The organism is Thioalkalivibrio sp. ALJ12 (assembly GCF_000378305.1).
In the GTDB taxonomy this organism is placed as follows: Bacteria; Pseudomonadota; Gammaproteobacteria; order Ectothiorhodospirales; family Ectothiorhodospiraceae; genus Thioalkalivibrio.
In genome coordinates, this window is record NZ_KB899539.1 from 364478 (window position 1) to 387672 (window position 23195).

Genomic DNA, 23195 nt, shown 5'->3' on the forward strand with positions numbered 1-23195 from the left:
TGATTTACAGTCACCGTGTGTTGTGCGCCGACGGTCAGCTCGAATCGTCTTTTTCCGCTTTTTCCTTTTCCTTGTTCCTCTCCTGGCGTAACCGCCGCAACGCGCGACGGGTCCGCAGGCGCTGTACGACATTCACGCGCCACAGCACACGCACCAGCAGATATCCGGAGAGGCTGGCCAGCGTCGCGAAGAGCAGGCTGCCGAGCAGTAGCGGCTGCCAGATGGTCAGCAGCTCGGTACTGAACCATTCCCAACTCCAGTCGAGATGCACATCGCGGGGCGGCTCACCCAGCAGCTTGCGGCCGACGGTATAGGCCATATACAACATGGGGGGCATGGTGATCGGGTTGGAGATCCAGACCAGGATCACCGAGATGGGCAGGTTGACGCGCACAATCAGCGCGACAATCGCGGCGACCAGCATCTGCATAGGGATAGGCAGGAAGGTCACGAACAGCCCAACGGCAAACGCACCAGCCACGGAGCGGCGGTTCAGATGCCACAGATCCGGAGACCGCAGGCGCGGCCCCAGTGGGGAGAGTGCGCGATGGCCGCGCACGCCCTCCATGCCGGGGAACAGCCTTCTGATGATGTGCTTCGCCATGTCTGTGGGTATCTGTCGGACTCTCGCAGGCCCAATCCTGGGCGTGCATCCTACCTGCTAGGACTGGGCCCTGGGGAGAGGATTCCAACTCTTCCTGGACGGGACCGTGCGCCATGATGGTCGCGGTCCTGGGTCTGATCGCCGGTGTGTGGGGGTTGCACCAGCTCCCCGTCCTGCCTGTCTTGCTCGAAGGTCCATTGAGAGTGTTCCTGCCTGTCGCTGGCGCGCTGGTCGCACTTGGCTGGGTCCAGGCGGCTCGGCGAGGTTCTCCTTTCACGTGGTTGCCAGCAGCCTCGCTGGGGTTGCTCGCGGGCGTGTGGCTGGCACTCCCGCATGCGACGGACTGGTCGGGCAAGGTCGTGGGTCCCGAGTGGTCGGGAGTCGAGGTCTCGGTGCGGGCACAGGTGGTCAGTTTGCCGGAGCACGGGGAGCGGCGCAGCCGGTTCCGGGTTGGGGTGTCGGAGATCGAGCAGGGCAGCCCGGGGCTGGAGCTTGAAGGCCGCGAGTTGTGGGTGAGCACCTTCCCCGCGCGGCCGGCGATACAGGTGGGTGATTCGCTGCGGCTGGACTTGCGATTGCGTGGTGTCGACGGCCCCCGCAACCCCGGGGGATTCGATGCCGCAGGCTGGTTCTACCGCGAGGGGATGCACGGCAGCGCCGTTGCGCGTTCCGTTACCCCACTGGCAGGCGTGCACGAGGGGGCCAGGGGCCGCGTGATCATGCACCGCCTTCGGGCCGCAATGCAGGCGCGTCTGGAGCGCGCGGCACCGGATTTGCGTCACCCGGGCCTGGTGCAGGCGCTGGTCATCGGCAATCGTCAGGCCATGACCGAGAGTGAATGGCAGGCCTTTCTACACACCGGGACGAATCACCTGATGGCGATTTCCGGGTTGCATGTGGCCCTGGTGGCGGGGTTTGCCGGCGGCATTGCCGGATGGTTGTGGTCCGGGGTGGCCGTTATAAGACGGCTGCGGCGCTGGCTGTTCATGGGTGTGGTCGGGCTGGTGGCCGCCACGGGCTATGCGGTACTCGCCGGTTTCAGCATCCCGACCCAAAGGGCTTTGCTGATGCTGATTGCGCTCACGCTTGCGGTGCTGTCGCGTCGCGAGGGTGTTGCCTGGCGCGCCCTGGCCCTTGCCGCGGCCATGGTGCTGATTGTGCACCCACCGAGCGTGCTGGCCCCGGGGTTCTGGTTCTCGTTCGGCGCAGTGGCCGTGATCCTGCTGCTGTTGCAGGGTCGGGTCGGGACGACCGGCTGGCGCGAAGGCCTGCGCATCCAGGTCGTGCTGGCGATTGCGATGCTGCCGCTCAGTCTGGCCTGGTTCCAGCTGGGGTCTTGGGTCGCACCCGTGGCCAACCTGGTCGCGGTGCCGATGGTGACGCTACTGATCTTGCCGTTGTTGCTGGTCGGTGCCTTGCTCGCGTGGGGGTGGCCGGCCGCAGGTGGCTTGTTGTTATGCATTGCGGATGGCCTGTTGGCACTGCTGGTGATGACGCTCGAGGCACTGGCAGGGATCCCTGTCCTGGTGGACCAGCGCCATGTGCCGGTGGCCGCGTCCCTGCTGGGCGGGGTGGCTGTTTTCCTGGCCTTGCAGCCGCTCGCCCGGCGATTGGCGCCCTGGATTGCAGTGGCTGCGATCGCCTTGGTCGCGCCGTTGCGCCCGGACTTTGCGGCCGGGCAGTGGCGCGTTCAGGTCCTGGACGTTGGCGCCGGGCAGGCCACCATCGTCGAGACCCGACGACACGCGCTGTTAATTGATGCGGGTCCGGGCCGGGAGGGCGGCTTCAGCGCGGGTGACCGAATTGTGGTGCCGGCCTTGCGGGCGGGCGGCATCCGCTCCCTGGACACGCTGATGGTGACGCACGAGCATGCCGGGCACGCCGGCGGCGTGGCGGTAGTCCGGGAACAGATCTCGGTGAGGCGCACGCTGCGGCGCACCCCGGTGAGCCATGGCACTGACGAACGTTGCGAAAAGGGGGATCAGTGGAACTGGGACGGTGTGCGCTTCGAGATACTCCATCCGCCGCCGGGCTGGAATGACGACTCGTCCGCGTCCTGTGTGCTGAAGGTGGAGGGGGCGGACGCGACCCTGCTGGTCATGGGCGGGCTGGATGGTCTCGGCGAGGCCGTGATGCGTCGGGGCACCGCAGGATTTGCGGTTGACTTGCTGGTAGCGCCGAGGACTTCCAACCCGCGCGCCCTGCAGGACGACTGGCTGGCGCAATTCCCGCCCGGTCAGGTTTGGGCTGCGACGACTGCCGAGGGTGCCGGTTTGCCCGACGAGGCACGGAAACGGCTGGAGCTAAGCGGTATTCCCCTGTACGAGACTGGGCGCAGCGGGGCGCTGGTCACGAGCAGTACCCAACTCGACAGCGCTCCGGCGACAGGCCGTCCGCGGCTGCGATTCTGGCATCCAAGAAGCCCTGACCGAAATGAGCCCTGATAGAATAACGCCATGACCGAACACCGCTCCGACACGATCCGCCCGATTCGCTTTGAAGACGGCAACCTCTATCTGCTCGACCAGCGCCTGTTGCCGGGCGAGGCCGTGCGCCAGTGCTACACCGATGCCGGCGAGGTGGCGACCGCGATACGCGACATGGTCGTGCGCGGTGCGCCCGCCATCGGGATCACGGCCGCGTTCGGGGTCGTGCTGGCCTGCCAGAAGGCCCGGGGTCGGGACGACTGGCGCGAACGCGTGGCCGCGGACATGGATCGCCTGCGGGCCTCGCGGCCCACGGCGGTGAATCTGTTCTGGGCACTGGACCGCATGGCCCGGGAGGTCGATGGCGCCCCGGATCCGGAGGCCGCCATTGAGGCGACCACGACCGCGGCCCGGCAGATGCTGGACGACGACATCGCGGGCAACCGTCGCATGGGGCGGCACGGGGCTTCCTTGATTGAGCCGGGACAGGCGGTGCTGACCCACTGCAATACGGGTTCGCTGGCCACCGGGGGCTATGGCACGGCCCTGGGGGTGATTCGGGCGGCCTGGGACGAGGGTCGGGTGACCGAGGTCTTTGCCGACGAGACCCGCCCGTGGCTCCAGGGGAGCCGGCTGACCGCCTGGGAACTCGTGCATGACGGTATCCCGGTACAGCTGCTGTGCGAAGGGGCGGCCGCCAGTCTGCTGCGTTCCGGACGCGTCGGCTGGGTGATCGTGGGTTCCGACCGCATTGCGGCGAACGGCGATGTGGCGAACAAGATCGGCACCTATGGGCTGGCCCTCCTGGCCCGTGCCCACGGCGTGCGCTTTATGGTCGCGGCCCCGTTGTCGACCATCGACTTCGACATGCCGGACGGGGAGGGTATCCCGATCGAGCAGCGCGCCGAAGACGAGGTTTTGGCTCTCGCCGGGAAGCGCGTGGCCGCGGACGGCGCCCGGGCCTACAACCCGGCGTTCGACGTCACGCCGGCGCACCTGGTCGACGCGATCGTGACCGAGCACGGTGTGGTCGAGGCGCCGGATCGGGACAAACTGGCCGCCCTGCGGCGGAAAGCCGTCGCTGGAGAGCCTGTTGTGGAGGGCTGACAGCGCCGGATCACGGTGTTTCACAGTGGTGCACCCCGGCTGAGAGCTACGGAGGGGCGATTTCAGGCCCATTTGCTAGGTCCCAGTGGTTACCCCTGTGGTATGATCGCGAGCTTGTTCAGACGGACGGCGTAACCCTCGATGGCTGAATTTGCCAAGGAAATCTTCCCGGTCAATCTCGAAGACGAGATGCAGCAGTCCTACCTCGATTACGCGATGAGCGTAATCGTGGGCCGGGCCCTCCCCGATGTCCGTGACGGCCTCAAGCCGGTCCATCGCCGCGTGCTCTACGCGATGCGCGAGCTGGGCAACGACTACAACAAGCCGTACAAGAAGTCGGCGCGCGTGGTCGGTGACGTGATCGGTAAATACCACCCGCATGGTGACTCCGCCGTCTACGACGCCATCGTGCGTATGGCGCAGCCGTTCTCGATGCGCTACATGCTGGCCGACGGGCAGGGCAACTTCGGCTCCATTGACGGTGATTCCCCGGCGGCCATGCGTTATACCGAGGTGCGCATGGCGCGCATCGCGGCCGAGCTGCTGGCCGATATCGACAAGGAAACCGTCGACTTCATCGACAACTACGACGGCTCCGAGACGGAGCCGGCGGTACTGCCGAGCAAGTTTCCCAACCTGCTGGTCAACGGCTCCGCCGGGATCGCGGTGGGGATGGCGACCAACATCCCGCCGCACAACCTGCGCGAGGTGATCAACGCCTGTGTGGCGCTGATTGATGACCCGGAGATATCCATCGAAGGTCTGATGGAGCACGTGCCGGGCCCCGATTTCCCGACGGCCGGGATCATCAACGGCGTGGAAGGCGTGCGCGAGGCCTATCGCACTGGTCGTGGCCGGGTGCTGATCCGGGCGCGCTCGCATGTCGAGCCGCTGGAGGGCGGACAGCGCGAGGCGATCGTCGTCACCGAACTCCCGTACCAGGTGAACAAGGCCCGCCTGACCGAGAAGATCGCCGAGCTGGTCAAGGAAAAGCGCATCGACGGCATCTCGGAGCTGCGCGACGAGTCGGACAAGGACGGCATGCGACTGGTCATCGAGCTCAAGCGCGGCGAGATGGCCGAGGTGGTCCTGAACCACCTGTACATGCACACGCAGATGCAGAACGTCTTCGGCATCAACATCGTCGCCCTGGTTGACGGCCAGCCGAAGGTGCTGGATCTGCGTCAGGTGCTGGAGTCCTTTCTGCGGCATCGCCGCGAGGTGGTTACCCGCCGCACGATCTTCGACCTGCGCAAGGCGCGCGAGCGCGCCCATATCCTGGAAGGCCTGGCGATCGCGCTGGCCAACATCGATCCGGTGATCGAACTGATCCGTGCCGCCCCCAACCCGGCCGAGGCCAAGGCCGGCCTGCTGGCGCGCAGCTGGCCGCTGGGCGTGGTCAGCGACATGCTTGACCGGGCCGGGGCCAGCGCCTCGCGTCCGGAGGATCTGGCAGCGGACTACGGCGTGGGCGACGACGGCTATCGCCTGTCCGAGGCCCAGGCGCAGGCGATTCTGGATCTGCGCCTGCACCGTCTGACCGGGCTGGAACAGGACAAGATCCTCGACGAATACCGGGAGCTGCTCGACTTGATCGAGGACCTGCTCGACATTCTCGGTTCGGGGGAGCGCCTGCAGCAGGAGATCCGCAACGAACTGCTGGCCGTGGCCGAGCAGTTCGGCGACGAACGCCGTAGCGAGATCCGCGAGCGCCAGGCGAACCTCACCCTGGAAGACCTGATCGGCGAGGAAGACGTCGTGGTGACGCTCTCCCACGCCGGCTATGTGAAGTACCAGCCGGTGGCCGACTACCGCGCGCAACGCCGAGGCGGTCGCGGCAAGGCGGCCGCGAGCTTCAAGGAAGAGGACTTTGTCGACCGGTTGCTGGTCGCGAACACGCACGACACGGTGCTGTGTTTCTCCAGCCGCGGGCGGGTCTACTGGCTGAAAGTCTATGAACTGCCGCAGGGTTCGCGCGCCTCGCGTGGCAAGCCGATCGTGAATCTGCTGCCGCTGGAAGCGGACGAGCGAATCAACGCCATCCTGCCGGTGCGCGAGTACGACCCGGACCACTATGTGTTCATGGTGACCGCGCGCGGAACGGTCAAGAAGACCCCGCTGACCGACTTCTCGCGCCGCCGCTCGACCGGGATCATCGCGGTGGATCTGCGCGACGACGATTACCTGGTGGACGTTTCGCTTACCGATGGCCAGATGGACGTAATGCTCGTTACCACGGCCGGCAAGGCAGTGCGCTTCTCCGAGAACGACGTGCGGCCGATGGGCCGTACCGCCTGCGGTGTGCGCGGCGTGCGCATGGAATCGGATCATCGCGTGATTGCGCTGCTCAATGTCGCCGAGGGTGCCGCCTTGCTGGCCACCGAGAACGGCTACGGCAAGCGGACTCGCTTCGACGAATTCCCGGTCCACCGTCGTGGCGGCCAGGGCGTGATCGGGATCCAGACCGAGGGGCGCAACGGGCCACTGGTCGGGGCCGCGCGCGTGCTGGAAGACGACGAGGCGATGCTGATCACCACGGGCGGTACGCTGGTGCGTACACCGGTGGACCAGATCCCGCTGATCGGGCGCAATACGCAGGGTGTGCGGCTGATCCGCCTGGACGAGGGCGAGCGCCTGGTGGAACTGGCCCGGGTCGAAAAGCTGCAGGGCGAGGATGAAGACCTGGACGACGACAGCGAGAGCGAGGACGACGAATCCACGCAGAACACCATGGACAACGGAGATCCGGAATGAGCCGAGTGCATAACTTCAGTGCGGGGCCGGCTGCGCTGCCGCAGGCGGTCCTGGAACGGGCACGCGAAGAACTGATCGATTTCCATGGCGCCGGGATGTCGGTTATGGAGATGAGCCATCGCGGCAAGCCGTTCATGCAGGTTGCCGAGAAGGCGGAGCAAGACCTGCGCAAGCTGATGAACATTCCGGACGACTACAGTGTGCTGTTCCTGCAGGGTGGGGCGACCGGCCAGTTTGCGGCGATCCCAATGAACCTGCACTCGGGCGGAAAACCGATGGACTACATCGACACCGGGGCCTGGTCGGGCAAGGCGATCAAGGAAGCCCAGAAGTTCGGGCCGGTGAATATCGTCGCCAGCTCGCAGGCCAGTGGCTACGCCTCGATCCCGGCGCGCGACAGCTGGAATCTGGACCCGAATGCCGCCTACGTGCACTACACCCCGAACGAGACGATCGGTGGCGTGGAGTTTCACGAGGTCCCGGATGTCGGGGGCAAGCCGCTGGTGGCGGACATGTCCTCCACCATCCTCTCGCGCCCGATCGACGTGTCGAAATTTGGCGTGATCTACGCGGGCGCGCAGAAGAACATCGGGCCCGCCGGGCTGACCGTGGTGATTGTTCGCAATGACCTGCTGGACAAAGAGTCGAATCCGAATCTGCCGGCGGTGGTCGACTGGACGCTGCAGGCGAAAAACGACTCCATGTACAACACGCCGCCGACCTTCGGCTGGTACTTGGCGGGACTGGTCTTCGAGTGGCTTCTGGAGCAGGGCGGGCTGGACAAGATGGCCGAGATCAACCAGCGCAAGGCCGAGAAACTCTATCATTTCGTGGATAACTCGGCGTTTTATCGCAACCCGGTCGAGCCGGATGCGCGTTCGTGGATGAACGTGCCGTTTATCCTCGCGGACGACTCGCTGGATGGTACGTTCCTGAACGAGGCCGATGCCGCCGGGCTGTCGTCGCTGAAAGGGCATCGTTCGGTGGGCGGTATGCGCGCTAGCATCTACAACGCCGTGCCGGAGAGTGCTGTGGACGCGCTGATCGAGTTCATGGCGGACTTCGAGAACCGCCACGCCTGAGCGTGTCCCCCTGGGGTAACCGATCACGGAGGACCCGGATGTACCGCATACAGACCTACAACAATATCGCCATACGCGGGCTGGATCGCTTCCCGCGGGACCGTTACGAGGTCGCCTCGGACATCAATCAGCCCGACGCGCTGATGCTGCGCTCGTTCAATCTGCACGATGTCGATATCCCGGAGTCCGTGCTGGCCGTCGGGCGGGCTGGCAGCGGGGTGAACAATATCCCGGTCACGGCGCTGTCGGACCGTGGGGTCGCGGTATTCAACGCGCCCGGGGCCAATGCCAATGCCGTCAAGGAGCTGGTGATCGCCGGCCTGCTGCTGGGCGCGCGCAATCTGCTCCCGGCGGCCGGCTATGTGCAGGAGCTGGACCCGAGCAAGGACGACTTCATGGCCGCGGTCGAACACGGCAAGAAGCGGTTCACGGGCTTCGAACTGCCCGGGCGCAAGCTCGCCGTGCTGGGACTGGGCGCCATCGGTGTCGGCGTGGCCAATGCGGCCAAGGCCCTCGGCATGGAAGTCGTGGGTTTCGACCCCAAGGTCACGGTCGAGAATGCCTGGCGCCTCGATTCGGACATCGAGCGGGCGCGCTCCGTGGAAGCTGCCCTGGAGGGTGCCGACGCGGTGACGGTACATGTACCGCTGACCGAGAACACTCGCCATATCGTCAATGCCAAGGGGCTGGCTGGTATGAATCCAGGCGCGATGGTGCTGAACCTGGCGCGCGAGGGCATCGTCGATGACGAGGCCGTGCGCGAAGGGCTCGATGCCGAGCGGCTGCACGCCTACATTACCGACTTCCCGGTGCCCAACATGCTGGGCCACCCGCGGGTCATCACGCTGCCGCACCTGGGGGCTTCGACGACCGAGTCGGAAGAGAACTGCGCGGTGATGATCGCCGACGAGCTGCGCGACTATCTCGAGAACGGCAATGTGGTCAATTCGGTGAACCTGCCGACCCTGGTGCTGGACCGCAAGGGCGACACCCGCATCGCGGTGGTCAACCGCAATCTCCCGGATCGCGTGGCGCGCATCTCGCATGTCCTGGGCGAATCCAACCTGAACATCCTGCACCTGATGAACGATTCCCGTGGGGATCTCGCGTATACGCTTCTGGACGTGGACGGCAAGCCCGACCCGTCCACGCTGGATGCGTTGCTGCAGATTGATGGCGTGCTGCGCGCACGGGTGCTGTAGATCGTGACGAAGAAGGGGCCATCGCCGAAAGCCGCTACGGGGCCGGAAGACCTCGGGTCCTTGCGCAACCGCATCGACGCGCTGGACGGGCAGTTGCTGGAGCTTCTCAGCGAGCGTGCACGCTGCGCCGAGGCGGTCGCGCGGGTCAAGCGCGACTTCGAGCCGAATCCGGTCTTCTACCGGCCGGAGCGCGAGGCCGAGATCCTGCGACGCGTGCGCGAGGAAAATCCCGGACCCTTGTCCGGCGAGGCCGTGGTCCGGCTGTTCCGGGAGATCATGTCCGAGTGCCTGGCGCTCGAGCACCCGCTGACGGTCGCCTATCTGGGCCCCGAGGGTACGTTTACCCACCTGGCGGCACGCAAGCACTTTGGTCATGCGGTGGAGGCCACCCCGCTGACCTCGATCGATCAGGTGTTTGGCGCGGTGGAAGCCGGGCGGGCGCAGTTCGGTGTAGTGCCGATCGAGAACAGCTCCGAGGGCGTGGTCACGCATACCGTGGACTGTTTCCTCGATTCGCCGCTGCAGATCTGCGGCGAGGTCGTGACGCCGATCCATCATCATCTTCTGGCGCAGGCCGAAGACCTGAGCCAGGTTCGCCGTGTCCGCGCGCACGCCCAGGCGCTGGCCCAGTGCCGGCAGTGGCTGGACACCCACCTCCCACACGCGGAGCGCGAGGCGGTGTCCTCCAACGCGCGGGCGGCGGAGGTCGCGGCGAAAGATCCGGAAAGCGCGGCGATCGCCAGCCGCGTGGCCGCCGAGCACTATGGTGTTCCACTGCGGGTGCAGCATGTCGAGGATCGCGCGGACAACACCACGCGCTTCCTGATTATTGGCACCGCGTCCACCGATCCGAGTGGTGCGGACCGGACTTCAATCATGCTCAGTACCGCGAACCGGCCAGGGTCGCTGTATGCACTGCTCAAGCCGATCGCAGAGGCCGGCATCAGCCTGACCCGGATCGAGTCCCGGCCCTCGCGCTGTACCCAGTGGACCTATGTGTTTTTCCTGGATCTGGTGGGCCACCAGAAGGATCCGGCAATCCAGGATTGTCTTGAGCAGCTGGGCCAGACCGCCGATACCGTCAAGGTGCTGGGGAGCTATCCTCAGGCCGCTACCTAACCGAGGCATTCCATGGCTTCACGCAACCCCGTGTCCGACCAGAACCCGGGTGGTTTTGATGCCGCCGCGCTTGCCGTGGATGGCGTTCGGGGCCTCACGCCCTATCAGCCCGGCAAGCCGATCGCGGCGCTCGAGCGGGAGCTGGGCATCCAGCAGGCGATCAAGATGGCCTCCAACGAGAATCCATTGGGGCCCTCGCCCCAGGCGGTGGAGGCCGCACGCGCGGCGATGAGCGAGGCCCACATCTATCCCGATGGGGCAGGCTTCGAACTGAAGGCCGCGCTGGCCACCCGGCATGGTGTCGAACCGGATGCCATTACCCTCGGCAATGGGTCCAACGAGATCCTGGAGCTGATTGCGCGGGCCTGGCTGGCGCCCGGTCGGGCCGCGATCTTTTCGGCTCATGCCTTTGCCGTGTATCCGCTGGTTACCCAGGCGGTGGGGGCCGAGGCCCGGGTGGTCGAAGCGCTGCCTGCGGCCGACCTGAAACAGCCATACGGGCATGATCTGGCTGCGATGCAGAAAGCAGTGGATGACACCGTGCGGGTGGTGTTCGTGGCCAATCCGAACAACCCGACCGGGACCTGGGTCGGGCGCGCAGCACTCGAGGCTTTCGTGGCAGCGATGCCGGCCACTACGCTGGTCGTGATCGACGAGGCGTATGCGGAGTACGTCGAGCAGGAAGACTATCCCGATACCACCCAGTGGGTCGCGCGCTATCCCAATCTCATCGTGACCCGCACGTTTTCAAAGATTCAGGGCCTTGCCGGTCTGCGCCTGGGGTATTCCGTCAGTTCGCCCGCGGTCGCGGAACTGCTTAATCGCGTGCGCCAGCCGTTCAATGTGAATGCGGTTGCACAGGCCGCAGGTCTTGCCGCACTGGGGGACTCCGCGCATATCGAGCGTTCGGTGCGCGTCAACCGCGAGGGGCTGGCGCAGCTTGACGAAGGTCTCCGCGAGCGGGGACTGCGCGTGATCCCGTCGGTGGGCAACTTCATTACCTTTGACACCGGGCGTGATGCGGGGCCGGTGTACGAGGCGTTGCAACGCGAAGGCGTGATCACCCGTCCAGTGGAGAACTACGGGCTGCCCGGGCATCTGCGGGTAACGGTCTCCACGGCCGAGGACAACGAACGCTTCCTGCAGGCGCTGGATCGGGCCCTGGCATGATCGAGCGGCTGGTCATCTTCGGGGTTGGCCTGATTGGTGGCTCGCTCGCGCTCGCCTTGCGCGAGGCGGGAGCGGTACGCGAGATCGTGGGCTGTTCGCGCAATGCGGACAACCTGCGCGAGGCCGAGCGTCTGGGCGTGATCGACCGCTGGACGACCTCGGTGGCGGAGGCCGCGGAAGGGGCGGATATCGGCGTACTGGCAGTGCCGCTGGGGGCAATGGGCCCGCTGGCACGCGACCTGGCCGGCTGCTGGCCGGACGACAGCCCGTTGACGGACGTCGGCTCGAGCAAGCAGGCCGTGATCGACGCGGTGACCGAGGGCTTTGGCACCACGCCGCGCCAGTTTGTGCCTGGTCACCCGATTGCCGGGACCGAGAAGAGCGGGGTGGCGGCGGCATTCCCCAGCCTCTTTCGGGACCGGCTGGTGATCCTGACCCCGGCGGATGCGACCAATCCGATGGCCAGCGATCGCATTGCACAGATGTGGCAGGCGACTGGTGCGCGGGTGGAATTCATGACACCCGCCCACCACGACCGGGTGCTCGCGGCGACGAGCCATCTGCCTCACGTGCTGGCCTACACGCTGGTGGCGTCACTGTCGGACATGAGCGAGCGCGACGAGATCTTTCATTATGCGGCGGGCGGCTTTCGCGATTTCACCCGCATTGCCTCGTCGGACCCGGTGGTCTGGCGCGATATCTGCCTGGCCAACCGCACGGCCATCCTCGAGGTGATCGAACGCTACCAGGGTGACCTGGAGCAGTTACGCGGGATGATCGAATCGGCGGACGGGCCCGCGATCGAGACGCGCTTTCGGCACGCAAAGGAAACCCGGGATCGTTTTTGTGACCCGGCGGATGCACAACTGGATACCTGACAGATGAACACCTTTACCGTACAGCCGGGGGGCACGCTCTCCGGTGTCGCCCGTGTGCCGGGCGACAAATCCATTTCCCATCGCTCGATCATGCTGGGTGCGCTGGCCGAGGGCGAGACGCGTGTCACCGGCTTTCTCGAAGGGGCCGATTGCCTGGCGACGCTGGAGGCCTTTCGCGCGATGGGTGTGCCGATCGAGCGCAAAGGGCCAGGCGAGGTCGTGATCCAGGGCCGGGGCCTGCAGGGCCTGCAGGCCCCGGATCGCCCGCTGGACATGGGTAACTCGGGGACCGCCATGCGGCTGCTCTGCGGGGTGCTCGCCGGGCAGTCGTTCGATAGCGAGCTCATCGGCGATGAATCCCTGACGCGTCGCCCCATGCGCCGGGTCACCGAGCCCCTGGCGCTCATGGGTGCACAGATCGAGACCAGTGAGGCCGGTACGCCGCCTTTGCGCATCCGTGGCGGCGCACCCCTGCGGGGCACCGATCATGTGCTGCAGGTGGCCAGCGCACAGGTCAAGTCCGCGATCCTGCTCGCGGGATTGTGGGCAGAGGGGAAAACCTGTGTGACCGAGCCCGCGCCCACCCGGGACCACACCGAGCGGATGCTGAATGGCTTCGGCTGTGTCGTTACCCGGGATGGTCCCAAGGCCTGCGTGACCGGTGGCGGGCGCCTGCAGGCCAGTTCGGTGGATGTCCCGGCGGACATTTCCTCGGCCGCGTTCTTCCTGGTGGGCGCCAGCATCGCGACGGGCTCGCAGATGCGCCTGGAACACGTCGGCATCAATCCGACCCGGACCGGTGTGATCGACATCCTGCGCCTGATGGGCGCGGATATCCGCGTGGAGAACGAACGCGAAGCCGGCGGCGAGCCGGTGGCCGACATCGAGGTACATGCCACGCGCCTGAAGGGGATCGAAATCCCGACCGAGCTGGTGCCGCTGGCGATCGACGAATTCCCGGCCATCTTTGTCGCCGCGGCCTGCGCCGAGGGCGAGACGGTCCTGACGGGCGCGGAAGAACTGCGGGTCAAGGAGAGCGATCGCATTCAGGTGATGGCCGATGGGCTTCAGGCGCTGGGTGTGCAGTGCTCGGTGCAGCGCGATGGTATTCGCATTCTGGGCGGCGAGGGTTTCGCCGGCGGAGAGATCGACAGCCATGGCGACCACCGTATCGCGATGTCGTTCGCGATGGCCGGGCTGCGGGCCAGTGGCCCGATTCGCATTCGTGACTGCGCCAATGTGGCGACATCATTCCCGGGTTTCGTGGACCTTGCCCGTAATGCCGGTCTGTCGCTGGAGGCGGCATGACGGCGGCGATCCCGGTGCTCGCCATTGACGGCCCGGGTGGTGCCGGAAAGGGGACGGTGTGCATGCGCGTCGCCGCGGCGATGGGCTGGCACCTGCTCGACAGTGGGGCCCTGTACCGACTGCTGGGCCTTGCCGCGCGCCAGCATGGGGTGGAGCTGACCGATATCGAAGGACTCGAACGCCTGGCCGGCGCACTGGACGTCAGCTTCGAGATCGACGGCGATGCGGCAAGGGTAACGACCCTGCTTGAGGGCCAGCCGGTGGACGTGCTCCTGCGCACCGAACAGGCGGGTTCCGATGCCTCGCAGGTCGCCGCGCTGCCCGCTGTACGCGAGGCATTGCTCGATCGCCAGCGATGGTTTGCTCAGGCCCCGGGGCTGGTCGCGGACGGGCGCGACATGGGCACCGTGGTGTTCCCGGATGCGGACCTCAAGATCTTCCTGACGGCCTCGGCGGAGGAGCGGGCGCGCAGGCGTTACATGCAGTTGAAGGAACAAGGACTTAGTGCTAATCTTTCCGCCCTTCAGGATGAGATGGAGGCGCGCGACCGCCGTGACCGCGAGCGTAGCGTGGCTCCCCTCAAGCCCGCCGAAGATGCCTGGGTGCTGGATACCACGGAACTCGACATCGTCAGCGTGGTGGACATGATCCTGGAGCGCCTCCGGGACGTACTCCCGGAACAAAGCCCCCGAATCGAGGGATAGCCTCGAAGCGGGTACATTAACGTTCAAACCCTCTTGTAGGAAGTTTCTTCAAGAGTTTGTTTAATCACAGGTTTTTAAATCCATGAGTGAAAGTTTCGCGCAACTGCTCGAAGAGAGCATGGCCTACACCCAGATGCAGCCGGGTGCCATCCTCAGTGCCACCGTCATTGAGGTCACCCCGGATGTGGTCGTGGTCAATGCCGGCCTGAAGTCCGAGGGGGTCATCCCCACCGAGCAGTTCATGAACGACGAGGGCGAGCTCGAGGTCAAGGTCGGCGATGTCGTCGAAGTGGCCCTCGAAACCCCCGAAGACGGTTTCGGCGAGACGCGCATGTCGCGCGAGAAGGCCAAGCGCGCCAAGGCCTGGGATCGTCTCGAAGGTGCGATGGAAGAAGAGCAGTACGTCACCGGCAAGATCTCCGGCAAGGTCAAGGGCGGGTACACCGTCGAGCTGGGAGACATCCGTGCGTTCCTGCCCGGTTCACTCGTGGATGTACGTCCGGTGCGCGATACCGCGTACCTGGAAGGCAAGGAACTGGAATTCAAGCTCATCAAGCTGGATCGCCGCCGCAATAACGTGGTCGTATCGCGCCGCGCCGTGGTCGAGCAGGAATACAGCGCCGAGCGCGAAGAACTGCTGAAGAACCTGCAGGAAGGCGCGGTCGTGAAGGGCATCGTGAAGAACCTGACCGACTACGGTGCGTTCCTGGATCTGGGTGGCATCGACGGCCTGCTGCACATCACCGACATGGCCTGGAAGCGCGTGAAGCACCCCTCCGACGTGGTCGAGATCGGCCAGGAAGTCGAAGTCAAGGTGCTGAAGTTCGACCGCGAACGCATGCGCGTCTCGCTGGGCCTGAAGCAGCTGGGCGAGGATCCGTGGGAGAACATCACCCGCCGTTACCCGACCGGCACCCGTATTTTCGGCAAGGTCACCAACATTACCGACTACGGCTGCTTCGTGGAAATCGAAGACGGCGTGGAAGGCCTGGTGCACGTGTCCGAGATGGACTGGACCAACAAGAACGTTAATCCGGGCAAGGTCGTGGCCATCGGCGACGAGGTCGAGGTGATGATCCTGGACCTGGACGAAGAGCGCCGCCGCATCTCGCTGGGCATGAAGCAGTGCCAGTCCAACCCGTGGGACGACTTCGCCGCCAACCACAATCGTGGCGAGAAGGTCCGTGGCCAGATCAAGTCGATCACCGACTTCGGTGTGTTCGTCGGTCTGGATGGCGGCATCGACGGCCTGATCCACCTGTCCGACCTGTCCTGGCACGAGGCCGGTGAAGAGGCGATCCGCAACTTCAAGAAGGGCGACGAAGTCGAGGCCGTGGTGCTGTCGGTGGATCCGGAGCGCGAGCGTATCTCCCTGGGTCTGAAGCAGCTGGACCGCGATCCGTTCTCCAACTTCGTGGCCGAGCACACCAAGGGCAGCATCGTGAAGGGTACGGTCAAGGAAGTGGACGCCAAGGCGGCCGTGATCGAGCTGGCTGACGGTATCGACGGCATCCTGCGTGCGGCCGATATCTCCCAGGACCGTGTGGAAGATGCGCGGACCGTGCTGAACGTTGGCGAAGAGGTCGAGGCCAAGTTCATGGGTGTGGACAAGAAGACCCGTGCGATCAGCCTGTCGATCAAGGCCAAGGACCGCGCCGAAGAGGCCGAGATGGTCTCCGACTACTCCGCGAGCGGTAGTGCGACGACCTCCCTTGGCGATCTGCTGAAGGAACAGATGGGCAAGAACGACTAAGTCCGTCACAATAAAGTCCACGGTGTCCGTACGGATGCCGTGGACTGTTTTTTATCCGCACACTGCGGATCTCTTTCTTCTGTCTGTGACGAGCGTCAGATGACCAAATCGGAATTGATCGAAAGCCTCGCCCAGAAATCGCCTCACCTGCCCGCACGGGATGTCGAGATGTGCGTGAAGGCGTTGCTGGAACGGATGAGTCAGGCCCTGGCGCATGGTCAGCGAGTCGAGATTCGTGGCTTCGGCAGCTTCTCCCTGCATTTCCGCCCGCCGCGTCTTGGACGCAATCCCAAGACCGGGGAAGGGGTGGCACTGCCGGGCAAGCATGTCCCGCATTTCAAACCCGGCAAGGAACTGCGCGAGCGGGTCAATAGCCCCGCGGTTGTCGACGAGTAATCGGCATGTCCGATCGACGGCGCCAGCAGGTCCGCAACGTAGTCGCGTTTGCCTTGCTGATCCTGATCTCTTCGGCGATCGGTATTCTTGTGGTGTTCAACGAGGGCCAGGTCACCCTGAGCCTGCCATGGGTAGACGTGCAAGCGCCCCTGGTAGTCCTGCTGGGCATTTCCGCGCTCGTGGGTGTGGTCGTCACGGCCGCCATTCTGCTTCTCCGTATCCGCCGACTGAACCAGAAGGTGGCGGACCTGCGCGCGGAGAATCGCGCATTGAAGACCGAGGTCGAGCAGATGCGAACGGCCCCGATGCGGGATTTTTATTAGTGCAATGCGGATCACTGTGCATGCCCGCGCTGGAGTCCATTTCGCCCACGTGCACAGTGCAGCCGGCGAAGGCTAGCCTTGAGGCACACTAGCCTTGAGGCACAAACGACGCGCCATGTCTTCCGCTACGTCCGAGAATCGATCGACCATATGGTTGGGATGGCTCGTTTCCTCTCCCGTGAACGCTCGTTTATTGATCACCCGATGTAACAAGATTGGTTGGCCAGGCCCTTCTCGTGGGTCATGTTGCAGGGTGTGGAAACGGGTATGCCTCGCAGCGTTCGCTCGGCCCTGTGGCCCGGCGCGAAAGCTGGGGTCGCTGTCCGAGTCCGGGAGCGTCACGTGATCAACGACTGGTTCTGGCTCTTGCTGCCCGTGGCGGCGGCAAGCGGCTGGTGGGTAGCCCGTCGCGTCCACCCGGAAGACCCGGGGGACCAGGAACCTTCCCTTCACCGTTACCTTGAGGGCGTCCGATATCTGCTGGACGACCGTACCGATGATGCCTTGCAGGCCTTCATCGAGATGGTGGAGGTCGACCACGAAACCTTTGAGACCCATGTGATTCTTGGACGCCTGTTCCGGCGTCGAGGCGAGGTCGATCGGGCGATCCGGATCCATCAGAACCTGGTGGCGCGTCCTTCTCTGAAGGACGAGCAGCGGGCCCAGGCGCTGAACGAGCTCGGGCAGGACTTTCTGCTAGCCGGCGTTCTCGATCGGGCCGAGGCGGTCTTCCGCGAGCTTGCGGACTCGCCGCATCAGGCGGTGCAGGCGCTGAAGGGCCTGCAGCATGTCTATGAAACCCAGCGTGAATGGGAGCGCGCGATCGAGGTCGGCACACGACTGAAAGCGCATAACGTGCCGAATGAACATCTTCGAATCGCGCATTATCACTGTGAGTTGGCGACTATTGCGCTGGAGCAAGGTGACCGCTCAACCTCCGCCGAGCGAGCGGCACAAGCAGAGGGGCTGGTCCCTGGGCTGTCGCGCGCACTGCTGATCAAGTCCGAGATCGCGGAACGCGAAGACCGCATCGCCGATGCGATTGCATGCGGCCGTGAGGCCGTGGCCCGTACGCCACCGCTGGCACCCCTGGTCGTGCCGCGCCTCGAGCGGCTGCACCAGGCACTGCCAGGTGAGAACCGCCTGGGGCAGCTGGAGCAAACCCTGGAAGATCTGGCGAACAGCCGCGGTATCACCGTGGCGCGGATCGCACTGATGCGGTTGTACCGTCGCACCGGGCGGCTGGATGCCGCACTCTCCGAACTCGGGATGATCCTTTCGCAACGCCCGGTGCCGACATCGGGCTTGCTCGAGGCCGTGCGCTGGATGAAGATTCTCCCCGCGGTGCAGGAATACAGTGTGGAGTTCGCCGCGTTCGAGAAAGCGCTTTCGGATCAGCTCGGAAGCCAGCATCTGTACCAGTGCATGAACTGTGGCTACCAGGGTCGAGCGCACGTCTGGCAATGTCCGAGCTGTCGCCGATGGGATACCCTGCGGGGGCTGGATTTTGAACTCGATGCCTCTACCGAGGAGGCTGAAGATGCGCTGGTCCGCGAAGGGACGCGCTGAAACCCATTTAATCAGGAAGAGCCATGCGAGCAGTCGTTCAGTCCCCAGCCCCGCGTCTGATCGTGGCACTCGACTTTGCCGATGCCGACGGTGCCATCCAGCTGGCGCAGCGTCTCGATCCGTCATTGTGCGCCCTGAAGGTCGGGTTCGAGTTGTTTGTCGTGGCCGGGCCCGATTTATTGGGCAGGCTGCACGATCTCGGCTTTCGGGTATTCCTCGATCTCAAGTTTCACGATATCCCCAACACAGTGGCCGCCGCCTGCAGGGCAGCGGCGCGAACCGGCGTATGGCTGGTAAATGTGCACGCCAGTGGTGGCTTGCAGATGATGCAGGCGGCGCACGAAGCGGTCCGCGAGGTCAATGATCACACCGCCGTTCTGGCGGTTACGGTTCTGACCTCCAGCGACGCACACACGCTGCGCGAGATTGGCGTTCAGCGCAGCCCGGAGGCCCAGGTGCGCCTGCTGGGCAATCTGGCCATCGCGCGGGCTGGGCTGGAGGGGCTGGTGTGTTCTGCGCAGGAGGCAAGCCTGCTGCGTGAGGAGCTGGGCTCTGGCCCGATGCTGGTGACCCCCGGAATCCGGCTTCCGGAGGCCGAAGGAGACGATCAGCGCAGGGTGATGACACCGGAGAACGCGATCAAGGCCGGTGCCAGCGCCATTGTGGTGGGGCGACCCATTACCCGGGCGGCCGATCCGGCGGCAGCTGCGACCGATTTCGCACATCGCCTGGAGAGGGTTTTCCAGAGCCACTGATCCCGTTAGGATGACCTTGGCGCAAGGGTTGCGCCGGTTATCACTCAACATGGAGCAGTTAACATGAAAAATGCCATCTACTGTGTGAAATGCTGGTTCTTCGCCGCCTTGTGCGTGCTGCCGCTGGCGCTGGTTACGGCATCAGGCGGGCAGACGCCGGTGAATGTGAACTCGGCATCGGCGGATGAACTCGCGACGCTGGACAACATCGGCCAGGTCAAGGCCGAGGCGATCGTCGAGCATCGCGAAGCCCACGGTCCGTTTGCCTCGGTGCAGGCGTTGACGGACGTATCCGGCGTCGGCGAGCGCACGGTGGAGATGAATCTCGACCGTATCGAGGTCGAGTAGCCCGATCGAGGACGACGGGGCCGATCCCCGTCGTCTTTTCCCACCTGGAGTCAGGATGAACCCGAATACGCCACCGATCCGTACCGCTGTTTTTCCTGTCGCGGGCATGGGCACCCGCTTTCTTCCGGCCACCAAGGCCAACCCCAAAGAGATGCTCCCCATTGTCGACAAGCCGCTTATTCAGTACGCGGCCGAGGAGGCCGTGCGTGCGGGTATCGAGACCCTGGTGTTCGTGACCGGTCGCAACAAGCGTTCCATCCCCGATCACTTCGACAAGGCCTACGAGCTTGAAACGGAGTTGGAAGAACGCGGCAAGACGGAGATGCTGGAGAAGGTGCGCAATATCGTGCCGTCCAACGTGACCTGTGTGTACGTGCGTCAGGCCGAGGCACTGGGTCTGGGACATGCGGTAGCCTGCGCGCGGCCGGTGGTACGCAACGAGCCCTTTGCGGTGATCCTGGCCGATGACCTGATCGAAGAAGAGCAGGGCGGTGCCACGAAGCAGATGGTCGAGGCCTTTAACCAGCATGGATGCAGCGTGCTGGGCGTGGAAGAGGTGCCGGCGGACCGCACCCATCAGTACGGCATCATTGATCCGGTGCAAACGGGCCCGCGCACCTGGGACGTACGCGGGATTGTGGAGAAGCCGCAGCCGGCGGACGCACCCTCCAATGTCGCGGTCGTGGGCCGCTATATCCTGACCCCGCGCATCTTCGAGCTGCTGGCGGAGCAGGAGCCCGGTGCTGGGGGCGAAATCCAGCTGACCGACGCAATTGCCAAGTTACTTCAGGAGGAGCGTGTAACTGCCCTTAATTTCGAAGGTCGCCGCTTCGACTGTGGAAGCAAGCTGGGCTATCTGGAGGCGACCGTGGAGTTCGCGCTGATGCACCCGGAGCTGAAGGACGACTTTGGCGCCTATCTGAAATCCCGCGCCAGCACCTCCTGAAGCCTCACCACCAGAACCTCCGCTGACGCGGACGTATCGGAAGCCTTCCGCGCCAGTACTGGATGGCGAGGAAGCCGAACGCCATCCCGCCCAGATGCGCGAAATGCGCAATACCGGCGAGGGTGCCCGAGATCCCCAGGTAGAGTTCCAGGGCGCCGTAGGCGATGACGAAGTACTTTGCCTTGATGGGGATCGGCAGGAAGAACAGATAAAGCCGCTGGTTGGGGAACATCATCCCGAACGCCAGCAAGACCCCGAACACGCCGCCGGATGCCCCAACAGTGGGATAGACCATCCCATTGTCGCCATAGGCGGTGACCATAAGCTGTACCAGCCCTGCGCCGATCACGCAGATGAGGAAGTACAGGGCGAAGGTCCTGGAGCCCCAGGCGTTCTCGATCTGCACTCCCAGCATCCAGACGGCAAACATGTTCACCGAGAGGTGAACGAGGCCTCCGTGCAGGAACCCGTAGGTCAAGAGCTGCCAGAGCTGGAAGTCCGGCACACGTAGCCATTGCCCGTCCTGGAGGATCATCGAAGGCGTTCCGATGGGCCACAGAGCGAAATGGGTCATCAGCCAGTCGCCCAGCCAGGGCAGGGCAAGAAAGAGCGCCACGTTGGTGATTAGCAAAAAGCCGATCACCGGTGGCATCATGCTGAAATCGGGGTGGCGCGGGTCCGGGTGCGTCATCGGGGCCGGGATCAGCGAAAGTCGTCGGTGACCGCGCCGCGACTGGCGGATCCGACCTGACGGCTGTACTTCCCGAGCACACCTCGATCAAAGCGCGGCGGGGGTGCCTGCCAGGCACTGCGGCGACGCGCCAGTTCGTCCTCTGGTACCTCGAGCGCGAGACGATTACGGTCGGCATCGACCTCGATGATGTCGCCCTCGCGCACCAGGGCAATGGGCCCACCTTGCGCCGCCTCGGGCGCGACATGTCCGACGACGAGACCGTAGGTGCCTCCGGAGAAGCGTCCGTCGGTAATCAACGCAACGGAGTCGCCGAGACCCGCGCCGATGATCGCTGCCGTGGGGGCGAGCATCTCGCGCATACCGGGCCCCCCACGAGGACCCTCGTGACGGACCACGATGACGTCTCCAGCCTGAATACCACCCGCCAGGATGGCGTCCAGGCATTCCTCCTCGGATTCGAATACGCGCGCGGGCCCGCGAATCGAAGTGGACTTGAGCCCGGTGATCTTGGCCACGCTGCCTTCCGGCGCCAGATTGCCCTTAAGGATCGCCAGGTGCCCCTGCGGGTACAGGGGGGCATCCAGCGGGCGGATGATGGTCTGGTTCGATGGTGGTGCATCAGGGATGTCTGCGAGGACCTCGCTTAGGGTCTGGCCGGTAATGGTCAGGCAGTGCCCGTGCAGAAGACCGGTGTTCAGCAGGATCTTCATGACCTGCGGTGTGCCCCCCACCGCATGGAATTCCGTGGTCACGTGTCGACCGGAGGGCTTCAGATCGCACAGTACCGGGGTTTTCCGGCGGATCCGTTCTACGTCATCCAGAGCTAACGGCACGTTGGCACAGTGGGCAATGGCGAGCAGGTGGAGCACGGCATTGGTCGATCCCCCGACGGCCATAACCACGGCCAGGGCGTTCTCGAAGGCCTCGCGCGTGAGGATGTCGCGCGGCTTGCGGTCGGCATGGATCGCCTCCAGGAGGACCTCGGCGGAACGGGCGGCGGAGTCGGCCTTTTCCGGGTCCTCGGCCGCCTGGGTCGACGAGCCCGGCAGACTCATGCCCATCGCCTCGAAGGCGCTGGACATGGTATTGGCTGTGAACATGCCGCCACAGGAGCCGGCTCCCGGGCAGGCATTGCGCTCCACGCCGGCCAGGTCTTCATCCGACAGCTTTCCCGCCCCATGCTGTCCGACGGCCTCGAACGCACTGACGATCGTCAGGTCCTGGTCCTTGTAGCGTCCCGGCTTGATCGTGCCTCCGTAGACGAAGATCGCGGGCACGTTAAGCCGGGCGATCGCCATCATGGCGCCGGGCATGTTCTTGTCGCAGCCGCCGGTGGCCAGCAGCCCGTCCAGACTCTGGCCGTTGACGACCGTCTCGATCGCGTCGGCGATCACCTCGCGCGACACCAGGGAGTACTTCATGCCCGGGGTGCCCATCGAAATGCCGTCAGAGATGGTGATGGTGCCGAAGGTCTGCGGCATGCCGCCCGAGGCTCGTACGGCCGATTCCGCACGTTCGGCCAGTGCCCCGATCCCCATGTTGCAGGGAGTGATGGTGCTGTGGGCGTTGGCAATGCCAACGATGGGGCGCTGGAAGTCGTCGTCACCGAAGCCCACGGCCCTGAGCATGGCGCGGTTGGGGGTGCGGCGTGGCCCTTCGGTGACGACGCGGCTGCGTCGATTGTCCTGGGTCATCGAGTCGTCCTGTCCGTTGTCCGGCCCGGGAGAGGGCGGACTAGTGGGTGCGAGAATTGCTTCCCCGGCAGTAGCGCCCATTGAGGAAGTGATCGAAGAACTGGCCCAGTGCCGGATGGTCGATCTGCTGGCCGGAGGTGTCGGGTTCCAGGTGGCGTTCGGCCACATACGTGCTGTGCGAGTACCCGTCCACCAGCACGTGGTACCACGGCCGGTCCTTGGGGGGACGGCTCCTGGCCACGGTTTCGTACCATTCGTCCGAGCCGGAGTAGACCGGGTCGACCTCGACGATCACACCGCGGTAGCCGAACTTGGTATGGTGGACCAGTTCACCCACGGTGAAGCGTGTTCCCTGTGTCATCG

General features: G+C 64.9%; 21 protein-coding genes. 17 read left to right on the forward strand and 4 right to left on the reverse strand.

Going from position 1 to position 23195, the window contains the following annotated elements; genetic code table 11:
- Positions 1–34 precede the first annotated feature (34 nt).
- On the reverse strand, positions 35–604 hold the full coding sequence (locus F467_RS0109045; protein ID WP_018139259.1) for a DUF2062 domain-containing protein: 570 nt from the start codon (positions 602–604) through the stop codon (positions 35–37).
- A gap of 113 nt (positions 605–717) precedes the next feature.
- On the opposite strand from F467_RS0109045, the gene F467_RS0109050 reads away from it, so the two are divergent.
- The 17 genes from F467_RS0109050 to galU all read left to right on the forward strand — a co-directional run bounded on the left by F467_RS0109050 (position 718) and on the right by galU (position 20444).
- Positions 718–3048 (forward strand): DNA internalization-related competence protein ComEC/Rec2, encoded by a 2331-nt coding sequence (locus F467_RS0109050; protein ID WP_018139260.1) that lies wholly within the window; start codon positions 718–720, stop codon positions 3046–3048.
- Between the two features lie 12 nt (positions 3049–3060).
- Complete coding sequence (gene mtnA / locus F467_RS0109055; protein WP_018139261.1) at positions 3061–4137, forward strand: S-methyl-5-thioribose-1-phosphate isomerase; 1077 nt, start codon at positions 3061–3063, stop codon at positions 4135–4137.
- 141 nt (positions 4138–4278) lie between these two features.
- Positions 4279–6891: a DNA gyrase subunit A gene (gene gyrA, locus F467_RS0109060; RefSeq protein WP_018139262.1), complete on the forward strand. Its 2613-nt coding sequence runs from the start codon at positions 4279–4281 to the stop codon at positions 6889–6891.
- A complete protein-coding gene (gene serC / locus F467_RS0109065; RefSeq protein WP_018139263.1) occupies positions 6888–7973 on the forward strand; it encodes a 3-phosphoserine/phosphohydroxythreonine transaminase in 1086 nt (361 codons plus the stop codon). Before gyrA ends, serC begins: the two co-directional genes overlap by 4 nt.
- Positions 7974–8011: 38 nt before the next feature.
- A complete protein-coding gene (locus F467_RS0109070) occupies positions 8012–9175 on the forward strand; it encodes a 3-phosphoglycerate dehydrogenase family protein (protein WP_012982605.1) in 1164 nt (387 codons plus the stop codon).
- A 60-nt stretch (positions 9176–9235) separates the two neighbouring features.
- Positions 9236–10294 carry a prephenate dehydratase gene (gene pheA / locus F467_RS0109075; protein ID WP_018139264.1) on the forward strand — a complete coding sequence of 353 codons (1059 nt, stop codon included), beginning with the start codon at positions 9236–9238 and terminating at the stop codon, positions 10292–10294.
- A gap of 12 nt (positions 10295–10306) precedes the next feature.
- Entirely contained in the window at positions 10307–11464 is a 1158-nt protein-coding gene (hisC, locus tag F467_RS0109080) for a histidinol-phosphate transaminase (RefSeq protein WP_018139265.1), read from the forward strand.
- On the forward strand, positions 11461–12342 hold the full coding sequence (locus F467_RS0109085; RefSeq protein ID WP_012982608.1) for a prephenate dehydrogenase/arogenate dehydrogenase family protein: 882 nt from the start codon (positions 11461–11463) through the stop codon (positions 12340–12342). The genes hisC and F467_RS0109085 overlap by 4 nt, the downstream gene beginning before the upstream one ends.
- A 3-nt stretch (positions 12343–12345) precedes the next feature.
- Positions 12346–13650 carry a 3-phosphoshikimate 1-carboxyvinyltransferase gene (gene aroA / locus F467_RS0109090; protein WP_018139266.1) on the forward strand — a complete coding sequence of 435 codons (1305 nt, stop codon included), beginning with the start codon at positions 12346–12348 and terminating at the stop codon, positions 13648–13650.
- On the forward strand, positions 13647–14354 hold the full coding sequence (gene cmk, locus F467_RS0109095) for a (d)CMP kinase (RefSeq protein ID WP_012982610.1): 708 nt from the start codon (positions 13647–13649) through the stop codon (positions 14352–14354). Before aroA ends, cmk begins: the two co-directional genes overlap by 4 nt.
- Before the next feature lie 82 nt (positions 14355–14436).
- On the forward strand, positions 14437–16107 hold the full coding sequence (rpsA, locus tag F467_RS0109100; protein WP_012982611.1) for a 30S ribosomal protein S1: 1671 nt from the start codon (positions 14437–14439) through the stop codon (positions 16105–16107).
- A 39-nt stretch (positions 16108–16146) separates the two neighbouring features.
- Positions 16147–16503, forward strand: coding sequence for an integration host factor subunit beta (locus tag F467_RS0109105; protein WP_255349327.1), 357 nt, complete (start codon positions 16147–16149; stop codon positions 16501–16503).
- A gap of 5 nt (positions 16504–16508) precedes the next feature.
- Positions 16509–16826, forward strand: coding sequence for a lipopolysaccharide assembly protein LapA domain-containing protein (locus F467_RS0109110; protein WP_018139267.1), 318 nt, complete (start codon positions 16509–16511; stop codon positions 16824–16826).
- A 342-nt stretch (positions 16827–17168) separates the two neighbouring features.
- Positions 17169–18395 (forward strand): tetratricopeptide repeat protein, encoded by a 1227-nt coding sequence (locus F467_RS0109115; RefSeq protein WP_012982615.1) that lies wholly within the window; start codon positions 17169–17171, stop codon positions 18393–18395.
- Between the two features lie 23 nt (positions 18396–18418).
- Positions 18419–19150 carry an orotidine-5'-phosphate decarboxylase gene (pyrF, locus tag F467_RS0109120; protein WP_018139268.1) on the forward strand — a complete coding sequence of 244 codons (732 nt, stop codon included), beginning with the start codon at positions 18419–18421 and terminating at the stop codon, positions 19148–19150.
- A 63-nt stretch (positions 19151–19213) separates the two neighbouring features.
- Entirely contained in the window at positions 19214–19498 is a 285-nt protein-coding gene (locus F467_RS0109125) for a ComEA family DNA-binding protein (protein WP_012982617.1), read from the forward strand.
- A gap of 55 nt (positions 19499–19553) precedes the next feature.
- Complete coding sequence (galU, locus tag F467_RS0109130) at positions 19554–20444, forward strand: UTP--glucose-1-phosphate uridylyltransferase GalU (RefSeq protein ID WP_012982618.1); 891 nt, start codon at positions 19554–19556, stop codon at positions 20442–20444.
- A 4-nt stretch (positions 20445–20448) separates the two neighbouring features.
- Here galU and F467_RS0109135 read toward each other — a convergent pair whose 3' ends face one another.
- From F467_RS0109135 to hspQ, 3 genes are read right to left on the reverse strand one after another with little or no spacing between them, the layout of a single operon-like run.
- A complete protein-coding gene (locus F467_RS0109135) occupies positions 20449–21135 on the reverse strand; it encodes a rhomboid family intramembrane serine protease (protein ID WP_012982619.1) in 687 nt (228 codons plus the stop codon).
- A gap of 11 nt (positions 21136–21146) precedes the next feature.
- Positions 21147–22832, reverse strand: a complete 1686-nt coding sequence (gene ilvD, locus F467_RS0109140; protein ID WP_018139271.1) for a dihydroxy-acid dehydratase — start codon at positions 22830–22832, stop codon at positions 21147–21149.
- Positions 22833–22872: 40 nt separating this feature from the next.
- Entirely contained in the window at positions 22873–23193 is a 321-nt protein-coding gene (gene hspQ, locus F467_RS0109145) for a heat shock protein HspQ (RefSeq protein WP_012982621.1), read from the reverse strand.
- Positions 23194–23195 lie beyond the last annotated feature (2 nt).

Bases quoted from the DNA above. Each gene is read 5' to 3' on its own strand.
- galU (WP_012982618.1), top strand. From the start codon at position 19,554: ATGAACCCGAATACGCCACCGATCCGTACCGCTGTTTTTCCTGTCGCG.
- ilvD (WP_018139271.1), bottom strand. From the start codon at position 22,832: ATGACCCAGGACAATCGACGCAGCCGCGTCGTCACCGAAGGGCCACGC.
- hisC (WP_018139265.1), top strand. From the start codon at position 10,307: ATGGCTTCACGCAACCCCGTGTCCGACCAGAACCCGGGTGGTTTTGAT.
- F467_RS0109070 (WP_012982605.1), top strand. From the start codon at position 8,012: ATGTACCGCATACAGACCTACAACAATATCGCCATACGCGGGCTGGAT.
- F467_RS0109050 (WP_018139260.1), top strand. From the start codon at position 718: ATGATGGTCGCGGTCCTGGGTCTGATCGCCGGTGTGTGGGGGTTGCAC.
- hspQ (WP_012982621.1), bottom strand. From the start codon at position 23,193: ATGACACAGGGAACACGCTTCACCGTGGGTGAACTGGTCCACCATACC.
- serC (WP_018139263.1), top strand. From the start codon at position 6,888: ATGAGCCGAGTGCATAACTTCAGTGCGGGGCCGGCTGCGCTGCCGCAG.
- cmk (WP_012982610.1), top strand. From the start codon at position 13,647: ATGACGGCGGCGATCCCGGTGCTCGCCATTGACGGCCCGGGTGGTGCC.
- mtnA (WP_018139261.1), top strand. From the start codon at position 3,061: ATGACCGAACACCGCTCCGACACGATCCGCCCGATTCGCTTTGAAGAC.
- rpsA (WP_012982611.1), top strand. From the start codon at position 14,437: ATGAGTGAAAGTTTCGCGCAACTGCTCGAAGAGAGCATGGCCTACACC.
- F467_RS0109135 (WP_012982619.1), bottom strand. From the start codon at position 21,135: ATGACGCACCCGGACCCGCGCCACCCCGATTTCAGCATGATGCCACCG.
- F467_RS0109045 (WP_018139259.1), bottom strand. From the start codon at position 604: ATGGCGAAGCACATCATCAGAAGGCTGTTCCCCGGCATGGAGGGCGTG.
- pyrF (WP_018139268.1), top strand. From the start codon at position 18,419: ATGCGAGCAGTCGTTCAGTCCCCAGCCCCGCGTCTGATCGTGGCACTC.
- F467_RS0109125 (WP_012982617.1), top strand. From the start codon at position 19,214: ATGAAAAATGCCATCTACTGTGTGAAATGCTGGTTCTTCGCCGCCTTG.
- aroA (WP_018139266.1), top strand. From the start codon at position 12,346: ATGAACACCTTTACCGTACAGCCGGGGGGCACGCTCTCCGGTGTCGCC.
- F467_RS0109085 (WP_012982608.1), top strand. From the start codon at position 11,461: ATGATCGAGCGGCTGGTCATCTTCGGGGTTGGCCTGATTGGTGGCTCG.
- gyrA (WP_018139262.1), top strand. From the start codon at position 4,279: ATGGCTGAATTTGCCAAGGAAATCTTCCCGGTCAATCTCGAAGACGAG.
- F467_RS0109110 (WP_018139267.1), top strand. From the start codon at position 16,509: ATGTCCGATCGACGGCGCCAGCAGGTCCGCAACGTAGTCGCGTTTGCC.